The sequence below is a fragment of the Algoriphagus sp. AGSA1 genome (genome assembly GCF_021390545.1).
GTDB lineage: Bacteria > Bacteroidota > Bacteroidia > Cytophagales > Cyclobacteriaceae > Algoriphagus.
The window spans coordinates 32944-52004 of the sequence record NZ_JAJUWR010000011.1; the positions used below are offsets into that span (position 1 = coordinate 32944).

The window sequence follows — 19061 nt, forward strand, 5'->3', positions numbered from 1 at the left end:
GCCGTCGCGAGTGTCCTCACTCACGACATTTTTTCTTCGCTTGAGTTAGTGTCTGACTAACTGGCCTTTGACATGTGAGTGAAGACACTCACATGGGCGGAAGACCTGCCTCTAAACCACAACGTCAAGAATCTGAAGGCTCAATGGCCGATAAATTGGCCGCGCTCAAAGGGAAGTTTGGAGGGTGATTCTGTTTTGAACCGCAGGAGTGCGGAGGTTTACACGGAGGGCACAGTTTAATGATGAATTTACTGCGTCCCGGGTAGGCATAGCCTGTCCCGACATATTGGGCAGGCAATCTGTGTTATCCTGCTTCTCCAGAAGCTGGATTTACCATACTCTCCCACTTCATTGGGGAAAGCTCAACTTAATCAATGTTTTGATAGGGCAGGTCAGGTGACTTGAACCAAATAAAATTTTCGTCTAAATAGACCACTTACGTAGAAACAAAATTCACCCAGCCCCTAAAACTAGCATCTAGATACTTAATCCAGTCCTAAGCCACTTTTAAATCCATTGACAGGCTTTTTTAATTTCCAACTCACTGACCATACTTATTTAGAGTAAGTATTTATTTAGAATAATATTTGTAATTACGTATTTATACTTATATTTGACTTCTAAATTACGTAGCCATGAAATCGAGCATGATCAAAAGCACCACAATACGGCATGATTTCCTATCATGCGAGATTCCATCTGACCATAAACAATAAATTATATACAGATGAAAAAAGTTATTGTCATAGGAAATGGAATGGTCGGGTATAAGTTTTGCGAAAAGCTAGCAGCCCATCCTCTTCGCGATCAATTTGAGATTACCGTTTTGGGAGAGGAATCCCGACCTGCTTACGACCGGGTTCATCTGAGTGAGTATTTCTCGCTGGATTCCGCGGACAAACTACTGTTGGCCCCAAGGGACTGGTACGAGGAAAACAACATCACGCTCCGTACAGGAGAAATGATCACAGCAATAGAGCCGGCGGCAAAACGGGTTTTCACCCATAAGCATGACTATCTTGAGTATGACTACCTGATTTTGGCGACAGGTTCCTCCTGCTTTGTTCCAAACATCAAAGGGGTGGATAAGCCAGGTGTGTTTATTTACAGAACCATCGAGGACCTGGATGCCATCAAGGAATATGCGCAGAAACTTAAACAAGAAGGAAAATTCAAAGCATCTGTTCTGGGAGGAGGACTACTTGGGCTGGAAGCCGCGAATGCCGCCAAGGAACTGGGCATGCAGACTGACGTCATTGAATTCGCCCCACGGCTCATGCCACGTCAACTGGACAAGTCGGCAAGTGACATGCTCCAAAACAAAATAGAGAGCTTGGGAATAAAAGTCCATTTAGGCAAAAACTCCAAGGAAATCCAAGGGGACGTGGGCATTGAGAACATCGAGTTTACAGACGAAACAGCTCTTCAAACTGACATGTTGATCATCTCCGCAGGCATCCGCCCCAGGGATGAACTCGCCGTAAAAAGCGGACTCAAAACCGGGGAAAGAGGGGGAGTCTATGTGAACAATAAAATGGAGACCTCTGACCCGTCCATTTACGCTATCGGAGAAGTTGCGTTATATAACAATGGCATCTACGGACTGGTGGCCCCAGGCTATGAGATGGCCGGAGTGGCCGTTGAGCAGATTACCGGTGGGGAAAAACTCATGAGCCCGTCTATAGACATGTCCACCCAATTGAAATTGGTGGGCACTGAAGTGGCGTCATTTGGCGATCCCTTTATTGAAAACGAGGAAGTCACTGCCATAGTCTATGAGAACAAGCAGCGTGGGGTATATAAAAGAATCAACATTGCCAAGGATGGGTCAAAGCTTCTGGGCGGGATTATGGTAGGCGATTCCTCAGACTATAATACCCTTTTTCAACTCTACATCAACGCCATGAAACTCCCGGAAAACCCAGAGGATTTGATTCTGGGATCGCGGGGCGGAGAAGGAAAAAGCGCATTGGGATCCGTACTCGATCTTCCGGAAACTGCCCAGATCTGTTCATGCGAAGCAGTAAGCAAAGGCACCATATGCGAATCGATCACCAGTGGCACCTGCTGTTCTTTTTCCGAGGTAGTGAAGCATACCAAAGCTTCCAGCTCCTGCGGGGGGTGCAAGCCAATGGTGACCGACTTAGTCACCGCTACTTTGAAGTCAATGGGCCAAGAAGTCAAAGAGACCATCTGCGAACACTTCGACTACAGCCGCCAAGAAATGTACGACTTGGTCAAGCTTCACCATATCACGGACTTTGACGAGGCACTTGACAGATTTGGCATAGGTCACGGCTGCGAAACCTGCAAGCCTGTGCTCGCATCTGTCTTCGCCAGTATATACATGGAAACAGCCAATCGCCAAGCTCCTATACAAGACTCCAATGACAGATTTCTCGCAAACATCCAGAGAAACGGCACCTACTCCGTAGTACCCAGAGTACCTGGTGGTGAGATCACTCCCGAGAAACTGATGGTGCTAGGGCAAGTAGCGAAAAAATATGATCTCTACACCAAGATTACGGGAGGGCAGCGTATCGATCTATTTGGAGCCCAACTTCATGAGCTTCCAATGATCTGGAAGGAACTGATCGACGCTGGTTTTGAGAGCGGGCATGCCTACGGCAAATCACTCCGCACAGTAAAAAGCTGTGTGGGCTCCACCTGGTGCAGATACGGACTGCATGACAGCGTAAGCTTTGCGATCCGAATCGAAGAGCGATACAAGGGACTACGCTCTCCCCACAAACTCAAGGGAGGAGTATCAGGATGCATCCGGGAATGCGCGGAAGCCAGGGGAAAGGACTTTGGCGTGATCGCAGTAGAAGGGGGATGGAATCTATATGTATGCGGAAATGGCGGTGCCACCCCTAAGCACGCCCTGCTCTTGGCAGAGAAATTAGATGATGATACCTGCATCAAATATCTTGACAGATTTCTGATGTATTACATCCGAACCGCAGCTCCTCTGCAAAGAACAGCCCCATGGCTTGAGAAGCTGGAGGGAGGAATAGAATATCTGAAAAAAGTGGTCGTGGAAGACCGGTTGAATATTGGCGAAGAACTTCAAGCCGAAATGGAAGAATTGGTGGCACGCTATGCCTGCGAATGGAAGGAAGCTATAGAAGACCCGCAAATGATGAAACGTTTCAAGCCCTTTGTCAATTCTGATGAGACTGACGAAAACCTGGTATTTGTACCAATGAGAGAACAAAAAATGCCTAGACCTTGGTAAACTTTCACCTCAAGAAATCATGGAAGAACTATTAAAAAACTATCAAACAGTGGCTGAGCAGCATGCGATAAACTGGGTCAGAGTGGGTCAGACAGCGGATTTTCCGGCCAACGCAGGCGCATGCATCAAACATAATTCCCGGCAGATTGCCGTATTCCACTTTTCCAGGACAAACGCTTGGTATGCCTGCCAGAATCTCTGTCCCCACAAGATGGAAATGGTGCTCTCCCGAGGCATGACAGGGGATTCTCAGGGGATCCCCAAGGTCGCCTGCCCCCTGCACAAAAAGACCTTTTCTTTGGAGGATGGCAGCAATCTTAACGGGGAAGATTACAGCATTGCCACCTACCCGGTAAGGATTCAGGAGGGAAATGTATATATTGGATTCGCTGATTAATCCAATTTGACACATGAACCGATTTCAGAAAGCAATCTCATTAATCGATGAGATCAATGCAGAAGATCCAACAAAAGAACTCCTAGAAGGCAAAGAAATACCGAAAGAGCTGCTGTATTCCATACGGATGACAGACAAACTCGCTGATTTTGAACCAGATTCCTCGGAGGCCATGAAGCTGGCCGTACGGGCGCAGCACATCGCCAGATGGAGAATACCACGCTCGGAATACCCGATGGATCGTGTAGGATACTTGAGATGGAGAGAGGAACTGAAGAAAATGCACGCAGACTTGGCCGCTGAAATCCTGGAGAAATCCGGATATGACCAGGAGACTATTGAGCGTGCAAAATTTCTGATCCGAAAAAAACAGCTCAAAACCGACCCTGACACGCAGACTATGGAAGATGTCATTTGCCTGGTCTTTCTGGAATACTACTTCGAAGAATTCGCCGCCAAGCATGAATCTGAAAAAGTCATAGACATACTTCAGAAAACCTGGGCCAAAATGTCAGAAAAAGGACAGAGAGCAGCCCTTCAATTGCCCCTTTCTCCGTCCAGCCTAAAATTAGTCAAAGAAGCCATTACTTAGCAAAATGACCGGTACTCCCCGATCGCTGGATCAAGACACGTTTAACCGCCTCCGCCGCCTATATCTTATTGCCCTGGGAGCGATTGCCATCTCCCTGGTCTCAAGCCAGATTCTCATCAGAAAATACCTGAATGATCAGGAAAACGACAGTTTCGTCGTGAACGTGGCAGGCAGGCAGCGTATGCTCAGCCAAAAACTGAACAAGGAGGTGCTCTTACTTGCCCATAGCCAGGATCCCGAAAACTCGAAAGTATTGGTGGATTCTATTCAGAGCACCCTGAACCGATGGGAAAAGGCACATCAGATTTTACAATTAGGTGATGAGTCACTTGGCTTCCAAGTGGACAACAGCCCCGTGATCACCGGGATGTTTGAAGAGATCAACCCCTACTTCAGAAAAGTTACAGACGCCACCCATAATTTCCTCTTTTTAAAATCCAGTACTGCTCAAGATTCACTGGCAAGTGCCGAGCAATTGCAGATCATAGAAGTAAACGCCAATGCTTTTCTGAAGCAAATGGACGAGATTGTCAACCGCTACGATTTCGAGGCCAAAGAGAAAGTGTCAAGCCTAAAGCAACTGGAACTGCTCATCACCATCTTCACGCTCTTGGTGTTGGTTGCCGAGTTTTTGATTATCTTCTGGCCTTCTGCCAAAGCCATGAAAGCCAGTATCCAAGAATTGGTGGCCGCGGAGAAAAAAGCCATCCAAATGGCCAAGAATGCGGACATCTTAAGCCAATCCAAAGAAAAGTCCGTGCGGGAACTACAAGCACTGAGCAAAGCAATGGATCAGGTTCTTTTGTTTGCGCGGATCACACCCGAGGGCTACATCACACATATAGGAGAGCGATTTAGCCGGCTTTATAAAACACAGAAATTCAACGTCAATGCCAAGATCTCCGATATGCTTTCTCCGTTGGAAAATGAGCAGCTGACCATAGATCGTATCATCGCTGAAAATAAAAAGTCCGGCTGGGAAGGAGAACTCAAAACAACCACCCAATCTGGAGAGGAAGTCTGGCTGGATGTATCCATGATTCCATTCAACTCTGCTGAAGACAAATCGGAGTTGATATTAATCTGCATGGACATCACTAAGCGAAAGGAATTTATGCAACAGGTAGAGCAGCTGACCAAGGAGAGTTTTGAAGAGAGAATGCACCAGCAAAAAGTAATCTCCCGTCAGATAATCGAAAATCAGGAGAATGAACAGAACAGAATTGCCAAGGACATTCACGACGGCATAGGGCAGATGCTTACAGGCTTAAAATATTTATTGGAAAGCGTGGACACAACTGATCCCGCCAAGGCAGAAGTGAAAGTCAACAAACTCAAGGAACTCACCTCCAATATCATCAAAGGAGTAAGAACAGCCACTTTCAACCTCACTCCCCCTGAGCTAAAGGATTATGGAATCGTGCCTGCACTGACAGAACTCACCCAGGAACTTTCCAAGCTTACCGGAAAGGACATCGTGCTTTTCAATAAAACCGAATTCTCCCAACGCCTGGATTCCTTGGTAGAAATCAACCTTTACCGTATCACGCAGGAAGCGATCAACAATGCGATCAAGTATGCGGAATCCTCCCACATCATAGTCACCGTAGCGCATAGTCAGAACATCCTGAGCATCATTGTGGATGACAACGGCAAAGGATTTGAGATGTCAAAACTGAAATCGAAACCAGATGAAGAAGGGGGGATGGGACTAACTTTTATGAAGGAGCGCGTAAAATACATCAACGGACGGCTGTTCATCAATTCCTCGCCAAATGAAGGAACCAAAGTCACACTGAACATCCCATTAACTTAGATTTTCTAGACTTTTATACGTAAAATATGTTACTTTACTACGTATTTACATAAAAACGCATATGAACCCGATCAAGATAATTTTAGCCGATGACCACGAATTAGTGAGGGATGGGATCAAGTCCTTACTGGAAAGCGAAAAAGATTTTCTGGTTATCGATGAAGCGTCCGACGGTGTGGAGGCATTGGAAGTGATCGCTCTGCAAAGCCCGGACTTACTGATAGTGGATATCCGTATGCCTAAAATGAACGGGCTGGAAGTTGTGAAAGAGATGAGCAAAAGATTTCCCCGCATCAAAAAGCTGGTGCTGTCCATGCATGACTCGGAAGAATACGTGGTAGAAGCCATAGAAGCAGGGGCAGATGGATATCTGTTGAAAGGATCCTCTAAAAGCGAATTTTTGAAAGCCCTGCACACCATATCAGCCGGCGGGAAATATTTCGCCGGAGATGTTTCTGCCTATATCATCAACAATTTTGTCAATGGAAAGCCAAAAGCATCCTCCCGGCCAGATACTATTTCGGAGGAATTGACAAATCTGACCAATAGGGAAAAGCAAATCCTGGAACTGATCCTGGAAGGAAAGGGAAACAATGAAATCGCAGATGAACTGAAGATCAGTAAACGAACCGCTGAAGTGCACCGCTTCAACCTGATGAAAAAACTGAACGTGAAGAATCTGGTGGAACTGACAACGAAATCCAGGGAATTAAAGCTGATCTAAAAATTACTAAGTTTTATAAGTAGTGAAAATCCATCTAGAGGCAATTCAGATGGATTTTTTTATTTTTTAGCTAAATTTATTACGTAATCCGTTTATGAATTAAGTATTATTACTTACTTTTAGCATAGATAAAATTAAGTATTATGGAATCACTACTTACACAGAAAGCTACCAAGCTAAACCTCATGGATCTTAGAAGTATCCCTACCCGGACTTTCTGGATCACTTCTATCGCATTTTTCATCTGTTTCTTTGCCTGGTTTGGCATTGTGCCGTTTATGCCTGACGTGGTGAAAGACCTGGGGCTCACTCCTGCCCAAAAGTGGAACGCCACCGTACTGGCAGTGGCAGGGACGATATTTTCCAGGCTGCTGATCGGGAAACTTTGTGACAAGTATGGGCCGAGACTATGTTACACCTGGCTGCTTACATTGGGGGCTATTCCTGTGATTGCAAGTGGGTTGGTCCAGACTCCCATCCAATTCTACATCTGCAGATTGTTGACAGGGTTTATCGGTGCATCATTTGTAATTACCCAGGTCCACACCTCTTTGATGTTCGCTTCCAATGTGGTAGGGACAGCCAACGCAACCTCTGCTGGCTGGGGAAATCTCGGTGGAGGAGCAAACAGGCTGGGAATGCCAATCATTGCCGCAGTAGTGATAGGTTTGGGAGTGGCAGAGGCCGATGCTTGGAGATACGCCATGGTAATCGCCGGAATTATCTGCTTCATCATGGGGCTGGTTTATTACTACTTCACCAAGGACACCCCAGAGGGTAACTACAGGGAATTGGAAGCCAAGGGTATCCAAGTGCCTTCCACCAAAAAAGATAAAGTAGGCTTTATGGAGGCTGTTAAAGACTATCGTGTATGGCTGCTGTTTTTGGTGTATGCAGCCTGCTTCGGCATAGAGCTTACAGTCTATGGTACGATGGATGACTATTTACAAAATACTTTCAAATTAGAGCGCATCACTGCGGGCAATATCGTACTTTCCTTTGCACTCATGAATATTTTTGCCAGGACACTGGGAGGTTTCTTTGGTGACAAATTCGGAAAGACCAAAGGATTGAAAGGGAGAGTTTGGTTCCTTGCGGGCATATTGATCCTGGAAGGCTTGATGCTGAGCCTGTTTTCTGTGGCTACCAGCTTAGTTATTGGATTTGCTCTTTTAGTGGCATTCAGTCTTACAGTGCAGATGGCAGAAGGGGCTACCTTCTCTGTAGTTCCTTTTGTCAATAGGAAGGCCATCGGCTCCATATCGGGAATTGTGGGCGCAGGCGGAAACTTCGGAGCCTTTTTGGCGGCTCTATTTCTCAGTTCCAAGTCGGCAGTGGCAGAAAAAGCTGCCTTACTCGCAAGTGATTCACTTAGTTCGGAAGCCGCAGCGGCGGCCCAGTCAGCGGCAGCGGCCAGTGCTGTCTCCGCAGGATATCTGGTAATCGGTGCCATGATCGTTATTTCCGGCGTAGTTGCATTAGCCATCAGATTCAGTACCGAGGACGAAAAAGTGGCGGAAGTAGAATTAAGCAAGCTACAGCCTGAATTAATACGCTCAGATAATTAACTTGTATCCTAATCCCCAAAATAGCTCCTCTGCCAAGGACAGGCTGTCCTGCGGGTGAGCTATTTTGTTCCTAAACCAATTGATAATTGAACCAATCGATTTGTGATCCCTGATAATAAAGTCAAAACCACCTGTTCCTACTGCGGTGTCGGCTGCGGAATAGTGGCAAGTGTGGATGCCCATCAAAAAGTACAGGTCGAGGGAGACAAAGATCACCCGGTAAACCAAGGCATGCTCTGCTCCAAGGGCATGAACCTCCACTACGTAGTAAATGACACTTCGGACAGAATCCTGTATCCCGAGATGCGATGGAGCAGATCCCATCCCAGGGAAAGGGTAACCTGGGACGACGCATTGGATAGAGCCGCTGGGGTTTTTAAGTCGCTGATCCGAAGATATGGCCCTAACAGCGTAGGGTTTTATATCTCAGGCCAGTGCCTTACCGAAGAGTATTACATCGCCAACAAACTCACCAAGGGATTTCTCGGCACCAACAACATCGATACCAATAGCCGCTTGTGCATGAGTTCCGCGGTGGTGGCTTACAAAAAAACCTTTGGAGAAGATTCTGTGCCCATTTCCTACGAGGACATAGAACTGGCTGATGCATTTCTCATAGCTGGCGCAAATCCAGCCTGGTGCCACCCCATACTTTTCCGTAGGCTGGAAAAACACAAGGAGAAAAACCCTCATGTGAAAATCATAGTGGTCGATCCCAGAAAAACAGACTCCGCGAATTTTGCGGACATCCACCTGCAGATCATTCCCGGAACTGACATTATCCTGTACAATGCCATTGGCAAACGACTCATAGATCTTGGTCTCGCGGATAAGGATTTTATAAAAAACCATACTGAAAACTACCTGGAATATCGCAAACAGGTGATGGCCACATCACTTCGGGAAGCTTCTAAACTCTGTGGGATTTCGGTCGAAGATATCAAGCGGGTAGCAGAGATTATTGGGGAATCCAAAGGCTTTATCAGCATGTGGGCGATGGGATTAAACCAAAGTGCCATAGGTACGGACAAGAATTTCTCCCTGCTCAATCTCTCTCTGGTCACCGGAAGAATAGGCAAACCAGGTAATGGGCCTTTCTCACTTACAGGCCAGCCCAATGCCATGGGCGGTCGGGAAGTAGGCGGCATGGCAAACTTACTGGCAGTACATAAGGATCTGAATAACCCAGTACATCGCCAGGAAGTGGCAAATTTCTGGGGAGTCAATGAAATCTCCGCCTCTCCAGGATATACTGCCACTGAAATGTTTGATGCGTTGGAAAGCGGGGAAATGAAAGCAGTATGGATCATCTGTACCAATCCCATGGTGAGTCTCCCAAATTCCAGGAAAATCGAAAAGGCATTGGAAAATGCCAAATTCGTCGTAGTACAGGATATTTCCCATAAAGCCGACACCTTGGAATTTGCTGACCTGGTACTTCCTGCGGCGGGATGGCTGGAGAAAGAGGGGACCATGACCAACTCCGAGCGCCGAATTTCATATTTGAACAAGGGCATCAACCCTCCAGGAGAAGCCAGACCCGACGTGGAGATCCTTTGTGATTTTGCCGGGAGAATGGGGTTCCGTGGATTCAACTTCAATAATCCGGAAGAGATCTATGAAGAATATTGCTCCATGACAAAGGGCACCAACATTGATATTTCCTTCCTGAGTTATGATCGGCTCAAAAATGAAGGCACCTTCCAGTGGCCAGTGCCTGAGTACAGGCACACTGGGACTACCCGTCTTTTTGCCGATAATAAATTCTACACCCCAAGCCAAAAAGCTATTTTCAATATCCCGGCGCAGATTGGCAATACTTCCGAAAAAACCAGCAAAGAATACCCGCTGATCCTCACCACCGGGCGCATACGCGATCAATGGCACACCATGACCAAGACGGGCAAAGTCTCACGTCTTCGCACGCATTACCCAAGCCCTATACTGGAGATCAATCCCATAGATGCCTATCTGGACAAAGTAAAGGACGGTGATATCGTAGAAGTAAAGAGTAAAAACGGGGTAGTCAGGGTAAAAGCCAAACTGTCCAAAAGCATACGAGAGGGGGTTGTTTTTCTTCCTATGCACTGGGGCAAGCAATTGCAAAGTGACCTCAACCGTGCCAACAATCTCACAAAAACGGTAGTTGACCCTCAATCCAAGGAGCCGGATTTCAAATACACAGCGGTGTCGGTGGCCAAATACAAGAAAAACACAGAAAAAATCATAGTGATCGGAGCAGGGGCCGCGGCTTTCCGCTTTATCCAAAACTATAGGGAGCACAATGAGAGCGACAAAATCCATGTTTTCTCCAAAGAACCCCACCCATTCTATAACCGGGTACTTCTACCAGAATACGTCACCGAAGAACTGACCTGGGAGCAACTACAGAAAATCAAGGAACAAGAACTGAAAAAACTCAATATCAGTCTCCACACCGGGCTTTCCATAGAAAAAATTGATCCTGAAAGACAGATTGTGACGGATGACAAAGGACAGGAACACACGTATGACAAGCTCATCCTGGCCACAGGAAGCAGGGCCTTTATCCCGAAAGATGCACAGCTGGACCTTCCAGGGCGCTTCACCATGCGTAATAAAGTGGATGCGGACCGGTTCAAAGAATACCTGGATTCGACTAGATTACCAGCGGAGAACCAACATGTGGTCATCATCGGAGGTGGGTTGCTTGGCCTGGAACTGGCGGCAGCCTTACAGCATAACCGTGTGAAGGTGACCATCGTGCAGCGGGCTTCCCGACTGATGGAGCGGCAGCTGGACGAGGTATCAAGTAAACTGCTCTCCCTTGACGTACAAGAGCGGGGAATCCACGTGTATTTTGACAATGAAGTGAGCACTGTGTTTGATGACGAGGAGCACAAATCACTTTCAATTACACTGAAAAGCGGAAAAATGATTTATGCAAACGCGGTGGTTTACGCGATAGGCACCCAGCCAAATATCAAAATCGCAAGAGACAATGGGATCTTATGCGGCCGTGGTATTAAGGTAAACCAACACTTGCAGACCAACTACCCATCCATATTTGCCATTGGGGAAATAGCTGAATTTGAAAACCAACTATTCGGGATCACCTCGGCGGCGGAAGAGCAGGCTATGGTGCTGGCAAACTACATTGCAGGAGATGTGAGCAGTATCTATTCCGGATCAATCTTAATGAACATTCTGAAATTCAAAGATCTCGAGCTCTGCAGTATAGGGGATATAGTTATCCCTGAAAACGATGACTCTTACGAGGAGATTATTTTCACGGATATCAGCCGACGGTATTATAAAAAATGCATAGTCAAGGACGACTTGCTTGTGGGAGCGGTACTTATGGGCGACAAAAATGAGTTTGCGGAGTTTAAATCGCTGATTGAAAACAAAATCGAGCTTTCTGAAAAAAGAAAATCGCTTTTGATGGGATCTTCCGACACACGCCCGGTGATAGGCAAGTTAGTCTGCAGCTGCAGCCGTGTAGGTGAGGGAAATATCAAAGAGGCGATTGCTGAAGGCTGTTCTGATTTCACAGCACTGTGTCAGCAAACGGGAGCGGGCTTAGGCTGCGGTAGTTGTAAGACAGAGGTACGGGAGATTCTCCATCAGTCTAAAGTATTGGCCTAACCTCAAGCCTACTTGAGAAAGCCAGATCTGACCTTGCACAAAATACATACAGAAGGATAAAAAAGCCTGTGAGACAGCATTTGATACAAGCAGGTGACTCCAATTGCTGGAAAACAAAAACAATCATGAACAGATGAAATCGAGCATGTCGAAGGCGACACACAAAGGGATGATTATTCCCCGGGCGAGATTCCATGTGACCATTGAAAAACAATTATAAACACATGAAACAGACTTTTTCAAGAGTAATAGTAAAAGGAGGGGTGCTGTCTCCTGCTGAATTGAAGCAGATTTTAGAACTTGCTGAAAGCGCAGGATTGGGCACCATTTCCCTGGGATCCCGTCAGGATATACTTTTCATCCAGGACAATGAAACTCAGCCAATCGATGCCCAGGATAAATTCCAGCTCGTCTCCCCTGAAGAAACAGGTTCAGAAAACATTGTATCTTCCTATGTCTCGGCCGATATATTCCCCAACACTCCTTGGCTTACCGGAGACCGCTATCTATATATCCTGGAGCAATTCAGGCAGCAACCTAATCTAAAGGTCAACATTACAGACCCCAAGCAGCGACTGGTGCCACTTTTCACAGGGCATTTGAATTTCATTGCCTCGGCACATGAGGATTACTGGTATCTATATGTGCGTTTACCGGAATGGGAGAAAACACAGATGTATCCAGCCCTGATTTACAGCTGGGACATGGCTAAAGTGACCTCCACCATTGAGGAGATTCTCCAAGAAGAACCAGAGACTGTGGAGATGCTCTTTGAATTGGTAAATGATGCCGTGGACTCCAACAACCGCACGGTGGACAGTCCGCTGGAAGTACCATTTTATCCATTTCCTTACTATGAAGGCATCAACCGGGTGGGCAATGACCGCTATTGGCTGGGACTTTATTGGAGAAACAATAAATATTATATCGCCTTTCTAAAGGTGCTCTGTGATCTATGTGCAGATAGCAGGATAGGAAAAATCTCAATCACTCCCTGGAAATCCATTATTATCAAGGGTATTCCCGAAACCTCAAAAATAGAGTGGGAAAGATTGTTGGGACGCTACGGAATCAATGTCCGCCACTCCATGCTGGAATTAAACTGGCATCTCCCGGTAAACAATAAATCCGCTCTCAAACTAAAAGAATATCTGGTAGATAACTTTGACAAGCGGGATATCAGTACCTACGGGCTGACTTTCGGAATTACGGGCTATACCCGAAAAGCATACTACTTCACCTCCATAATCATAGAAAAAAACCAACCTCCAATGGGGTTGAAAGGGGTTAAGATCCGAAACACCTACAACCTGCTATATGCGGAAAACTTTGATCCCAATACACAGCAGTACATCGTGTATGTGCAGGAAGTCGATAAGGTAGAGTTGCCCAGTTTACTTATAGAACTAAGTAAAATGTATTTCGAGCAGTTGGGCAAAAAACAGGAACAGTCCAACAAATTGACAAAGCCAAAAGAAACCGTCAAAACGGAAGCTTATCAGTGTGCGGATTGCCTGACCATATATGATCCAAACTATGGTGACCTCAGCCAGGCTATAGCTCCACTGACTCCCTTTGAAAATCTTCCCGAAACTTATGAATGTTCGCTTTGCGGGGCTCCAAAGTCGAAATTTTTAAAGAAGATTTTTGTGAAACAGCTTGAATAAGCAATTCCATGACCGCCTTCATTTCGTCAGAAAACCTATAGACTGAAACTCGCCCCGGTTTTCCAAAAAAAAAGCACTTTCAATCCTGCATTATCCTCGGGATCCTGTCGGTGCAATGAAGCTTCGGCTTAATCAAAAATGTCATCTGAAACCCCCAGATAAATACTTATATTTTTACGTATTGTAGATAGTAAATTAAGTATTTATACTTATATTCGTTCGGGTTATACTTAAACACTCGAACTATGAAAAGAATTTTTACACTCGTTATGCTTTCCTTAGGTCTTTGTACTCAGCTGAAAGCACAGGAATTTACGCTCGATGCAGACATCCGTCCGCGATTTGAGTATAGGCATGGATTCGGAAACCTTTTTCCGGATGAAAGTAAAGCCGCGGCATTTGTCACCCAGCGATCCAGGCTGAATTTTGCTTTCAAGGATGAAAAACTCAGTCTTTATTTCAGCGTCCAGGATGTAAGCACCTGGGGAGATACCCAGCAGCTCAGCGCCACGGACAACAACAGTTCCTTTTCTCTATTCCAGGCATGGATCCGCTATTCATTTACAGAGAATTGGGCATTAAAACTAGGTCGGAAGACGATTTCTTACGATGATCAAAGGATACTGGGAGAAGTGGATTGGGCCATGCAGGGAAGGTTTCATGACGCCGCCATGATCCAGTATTCCAAAAACAAATTTAAACTGGATCTGGCCTTTGCTTATAACCAAGAAAATCAAAACCTAGTTAATTCGGCATATACACTCACAGGCGCATTTTCTTACAAAACCATGCAAATGGCCCATTTGACCAAAAACTGGAACAGGGCATCTTTCAGCTTTCTCTTCTTGAACAATGGCTTTCAGAAGTTCACCAATGATCCTGCCCCACTCCCCAACGGCCTATACTATCGGCAAACCACGGGCACATACTTCACTTTTCCACTGTCCAACTTGACCTTTACAGGATCAGCCTATCTACAGACAGGTATGGCAAATGCCACCACGGACCTCAATGCATACCAATACATGCTGGAAGCAAAATATAAAGCTGGAAAAGCCACACTGACTGCGGGATTTGAATCCCTCAGCGGCACAGATCAAGTAAGTGAGGAGAAAGATAAATCCTTCTTCCCGCTCTATGGCACCAACCACAAATTCAACGGCTACATGGATTACTTCTATGTCGGCAACTTTGCCAACAATGTAGGACTGAATGATGTCTATGGCAAGATTGCTTTTCCAACTGGTGAAAAATCAACCATAGGATTAAATGCCCACTTCTTTTTTGCAAATGCTGAACTTGCAGATGATCTATCCAAGAATCTAGGAACAGAGCTTGACTTGGTCTATGGCAAATCCATCGGGAAATATATAAAGCTGGCCGCAGGTTATTCGCAGATGATTGCCACAGAAAGTATGAGTGCCGTAAAAGGTGGGACTACTTCCAAAAACACCAATAACTGGGGATGGGTACAGCTGATAATAAACCCGCGATTGATCACTTATAAATTCAAAGAGGATTAAAACACCAGAAACTTAGCCAATTAAGTATGGATTGGGAACGACGCCAGCGATATCAGATTATCCACATTGATGAGAATAATCCGAGAAGGGCTAGGGGACATTTAACCCCAATGTTGAGGAATGGGCCAGCAGCCCGCTAGGATTTCTCTTTAGCAGTTTTAATTTCTCGCTTCAAATTCTCCCTTCGCTCCGTCCAAAAACTCAATGAATGCCTGAATATCGGTATCATAACCTTTGGGCTGGGCGAGGAGATTTCCATCATGGTCCAAGATGACATAATAAGGCTGTGCGTTGTTTTGGAATCGGGTAATCTGGAAATCAGCATTTTGCTTGCCAAGTGTCTTTTTTACTTTTCCATCATATTCAGAAGTGTACCAGTCACTTTCAGGAAGATCCAGTCGTTCGTCGATATACAGCGCCACCATCACAAAATCTTCCTTAAGACGTTTTAGCACCTGGGGATCTACCCAGACATTTTCTTCCATCTTCCGGCAATTTACACAACCGTGTCCCGTGAAGTCTATAAGCAAAGGTTTGTTCGCCTTTTTGGCAGCCCGCATGGCTTGTCCATAATCAAAATACCCTTGGATACCATGAGGGATTTCCAGTGGAATATCAGCGTATTTCACAGGCTCGCCAAGAATATTCTCGCCCACATCAGCTGTATTCAGCCCAGCAGTCAACTTGAACTGTTGGGTGGACATAGGTGGGAGAAATCCGCTAAGGTATTTCAACGGAGCTCCAAAAAGCCCCGGAATCATATACAATACAAACATGAAGGTGAGCAATGCCAAAAGCAATCTCGGTACTCCGATTGTTTCCATAGGGGAGTCGTGAGGTAGTCGGATTTTACCCAAAAGATATAGTCCTAACCCAGCGAATATCACGATCCAGATGATCAGGAATATATCACGGTCGAGAATCCCCCAGTGATAGACCAAATCAGCTATGGAAAGGAACTTGAATGCCAAGGCAAGTTCCAGAAATCCTAGGACTACTTTTACGGAATTCAGCCAACCACCGGATTTGGGAAGTCTGTTCATCCATTCCGGGAAAATGGCAAATAAGGTAAATGGAATAGCGAATGCCAACGAAAAGGCAAACATGCCCAGAATGGGTTTCACTAACTCACCACCTGCCGAAGAGATCAAAATAGAGCCTACGATCGGTCCTGTGCAAGAAAAAGAAACCAAAACCAACGTAAATGCCATAAAGAAAATCCCCGTAAATCCTCCCTTTTCAGCCTTTTCGTCCACTTTGTTGACCAGACCAGAGGGAAGAGTCAGCTCAAACATTCCCAGAAAAGCCAAGGCAAAGAAGATGAAAACACCAAAGAAGAAAAGGTTGGGAACCCAGTGTGTCGCCAGCCAGTTGGCGAATTCGGGGCCTTGGATAGCCGCTACCGCCGTGCCGGCTACGGTGTATATCGCAATGATGGAAAACCCATAAACGAAAGCGTTTCTAATCCCAGTAGCTCTATTCCCAGCTCTCCCTGTAAAAAAGCTTACGGTCATCGGGATCATCGGGAAAACGCAAGGTGTAAGCAATGCAGCCAATCCAGCCAAAAATGCCAGCACCATAAAACCCCAGAGAGACCCCTCTTCCTGGGCCGGCAGGATTTCTGTTGAAGAAGTTGTGGCGGATAACCCTTCTTTCTTGGACGGATTATCGTCGTCGGTAGCCGAGGTACGAGGCGCGGCAGTCTCATTGTCACTTATAGATTGCTTCGTCGTCGTTCCTCCTACCGATGACGAGTCGCCTCCAAATCCCGCTTTACCTGGTGATTCAAACTCCGCAAAAGGTTCTGTTGTGGTATTTTCACTTGCAGTAAACGTAAGCTCCAATTCCTCATCATAATTGACACATTGCCCCGTCACATCTGAGCACATCTGATACTCTAAAGTTCCTGAGATTTTCCCTGAAGTGGTCTTAGGGACAAAGGATTGCTCAAACCTCCCTTTACCAACAAAGTATTTCACCTCGCCTTCCCATATTTCCTCATATTTCTTTTTGGAATCAATCGCGGTAAAGGCACCTTTCAACTCATAACCCTCTGGGCCATCCAATTTCAAAGTCGCCAAAATAGGGCCGAGATCCGGATCAAAATCATTGGCATAAATATACCATCCAATGGGGATTTGTGCCTCGAATATCATCTTAGCCTCTTCTCCTTGCACCAGGTCTTTTGGTTCGATGGAAATTTTCCATTTGGGTGGAGCTATGATCTGTGCTTGGGCGTAGAAACTGAAGAAAAACAATGCCAGTAGCAGTAGTTTCCCTGATTTTCCTTGGTCTTTAGTCATGAAGGTGGAAGCGAAATGAATTGAGGATTAAAGGCTACAAATGGGTTATTTTTGGCTGAGTTCTCTAAACTGACGGAAGAAGGCTGCAATAGTTTCGATGCCAATAAAGTAATTTTTTACCCCATAATGCTCATTGGGAGAATGCAATGCATCTGTATCCAATCCGAAACCAAAGAGAATCGGGTCAGAACCCAATTCCTTCTGGAACAATGCCACAATAGGAATAGATCCTCCTTCACGTGTAGGAATAGGCCTTTTTCCAAAAGTCTCTTCCATAGCTGCCTCAGCGGCCTGATATCCCACAGATGAATCTGACACTACGGCCGGGGCTCCTCCGTGATGTGCCTTCACTTTAACCCGCACCGATTTAGGGGCGATAGACCTGAAGTGGTTTTCAAAAAGCTCAGCTATTTCCCTCCAGTCCTGATCAGGGACCAGTCGCATGGAGATTTTTGCGCTTGCTTTGGATGGCAGGACTGTTTTGGCTCCCTCCCCGATATAGCCTCCCCAGATACCATTCACATCCAGCGTAGGGCGAATACCCACACGCTCGATAGTTGTATAGCCTTTCTCCCCATGCACATCATCAATATCCAGCTTGGCCTGATATTCCTTCAAATCAAACGGTGCTTCATTAAGCCGCTCTCTTTGCTCGGCAGAAAGCTCCTGTACCTTGTCATAAAAACCGGGAATCGTGATATGATCATTCTCATCCTTCATGGAAGCGATCATGTCACAAAGCACATTGATAGGGTTGGCCACAGCTCCACCATAGGTGCCGGAATGTAGGTCGCGGTTAGATCCGGTGACCTCCACTTCCATATACGCCATACCGCGGAGACCCACCGTGATGGATGGGTCCTGCATAGAAATCATGTGCGTATCAGAAATCAGGATGACGTCCGCCTTCAGTTTCTCTTTATTTGCAATGACGAATTTGTCCAGGTTATCAGAACCGACTTCTTCCTCCCCTTCTATCATAAATTTGATATTGCAAGGCAAATCTCCTGTGGCCATCATGGCTTCAAAAGCCTTCACATACATATAAAACTGCCCTTTGTCATCAGCAGATCCACGTGCGAAAATCGCGCCTTCGGGATGGATATCTGTCTTCTTGATCACAGGCTCAAAAGGTGGAGAGTCCCATAACTCATAGGGATCTGCAGGCTGAACATCATAGTGCCCATATACCAAGACAGTTGGTAAATTTGTGTCTATTATTTTCTCCCCATATACGATGGGATAACCTGCTGTTTGACAGATTTCCGCTACATCTGCTCCTGCACTTACCAGACTTTCTTTCACAAAATCCGCAGCTGCAAATACATCGTCCTTGAACTTAGGATCTGCACTTACAGATGGAATTCTGAGCAAATCGAGTAGTTCATTGAGAAAGCGATCCTTGTGGTCACGGATAAAATCATTAACAGCCATATATTTGGGGAGTATTTAGTAAGGCTCCAAAAATATCCAATTCAGCATGAAATGCCTACTTTGAGCTGAGTTATTACCCCTCAAATCCGAAGTAAATGTGTGTAAAGTTTGAAATCCACCTCCATTTCAAACGTAGTGGAAAATAAAATACCTGCAACTAAAAACTTCAGGA

General features: G+C 45.8%; 11 protein-coding genes. 9 read left to right on the forward strand and 2 right to left on the reverse strand.

Annotation, left to right across the window (positions count from 1 at the left end):
- Window positions 1–727 precede the first annotated feature (727 nt).
- The 9 genes from nirB (at window position 728) to LZF95_RS10150 (ending at window position 15152) form a co-directional block, all read left to right on the forward strand.
- Window positions 728–3238, forward strand: coding sequence for a nitrite reductase large subunit NirB (gene nirB, locus LZF95_RS10110; RefSeq protein WP_233754869.1), 2511 nt, complete (start codon window positions 728–730; stop codon window positions 3236–3238).
- A 19-nt stretch (window positions 3239–3257) separates the two neighbouring features.
- Window positions 3258–3635, forward strand: a complete 378-nt coding sequence (nirD, locus tag LZF95_RS10115; RefSeq protein WP_233754870.1) for a nitrite reductase small subunit NirD — start codon at window positions 3258–3260, stop codon at window positions 3633–3635.
- Window positions 3636–3648: 13 nt separating this feature from the next.
- Window positions 3649–4227 (forward strand): DUF4202 domain-containing protein, encoded by a 579-nt coding sequence (locus LZF95_RS10120; RefSeq protein ID WP_233754871.1) that lies wholly within the window; start codon window positions 3649–3651, stop codon window positions 4225–4227.
- A gap of 4 nt (window positions 4228–4231) precedes the next feature.
- On the forward strand, window positions 4232–6043 hold the full coding sequence (locus LZF95_RS10125) for an ATP-binding protein (protein WP_233754872.1): 1812 nt from the start codon (window positions 4232–4234) through the stop codon (window positions 6041–6043).
- Window positions 6044–6104: 61 nt separating this feature from the next.
- Window positions 6105–6767, forward strand: a complete 663-nt coding sequence (locus LZF95_RS10130) for a response regulator transcription factor (protein WP_233754873.1) — start codon at window positions 6105–6107, stop codon at window positions 6765–6767.
- A gap of 143 nt (window positions 6768–6910) precedes the next feature.
- Window positions 6911–8335 (forward strand): MFS transporter, encoded by a 1425-nt coding sequence (locus LZF95_RS10135; protein WP_233754874.1) that lies wholly within the window; start codon window positions 6911–6913, stop codon window positions 8333–8335.
- A 102-nt stretch (window positions 8336–8437) separates the two neighbouring features.
- Complete coding sequence (locus LZF95_RS10140; RefSeq protein WP_233754875.1) at window positions 8438–11962, forward strand: nitrate reductase; 3525 nt, start codon at window positions 8438–8440, stop codon at window positions 11960–11962.
- 224 nt (window positions 11963–12186) lie between these two features.
- Entirely contained in the window at window positions 12187–13629 is a 1443-nt protein-coding gene (locus LZF95_RS10145; protein ID WP_233754876.1) for a rubredoxin, read from the forward strand.
- A 245-nt stretch (window positions 13630–13874) separates the two neighbouring features.
- A complete protein-coding gene (locus tag LZF95_RS10150) occupies window positions 13875–15152 on the forward strand; it encodes an alginate export family protein (RefSeq protein ID WP_233754877.1) in 1278 nt (425 codons plus the stop codon).
- 158 nt (window positions 15153–15310) lie between these two features.
- Here LZF95_RS10150 and LZF95_RS10155 read toward each other — a convergent pair whose 3' ends face one another.
- Both LZF95_RS10155 and LZF95_RS10160 read right to left on the reverse strand, forming a co-directional pair.
- Window positions 15311–17455 (reverse strand): protein-disulfide reductase DsbD, encoded by a 2145-nt coding sequence (locus LZF95_RS10155; RefSeq protein ID WP_233754878.1) that lies wholly within the window; start codon window positions 17453–17455, stop codon window positions 15311–15313.
- A gap of 45 nt (window positions 17456–17500) precedes the next feature.
- Window positions 17501–18889: a dipeptidase gene (locus LZF95_RS10160; protein ID WP_233754879.1), complete on the reverse strand. Its 1389-nt coding sequence runs from the start codon at window positions 18887–18889 to the stop codon at window positions 17501–17503.
- Window positions 18890–19061: the final 172 nt, after the last annotated feature.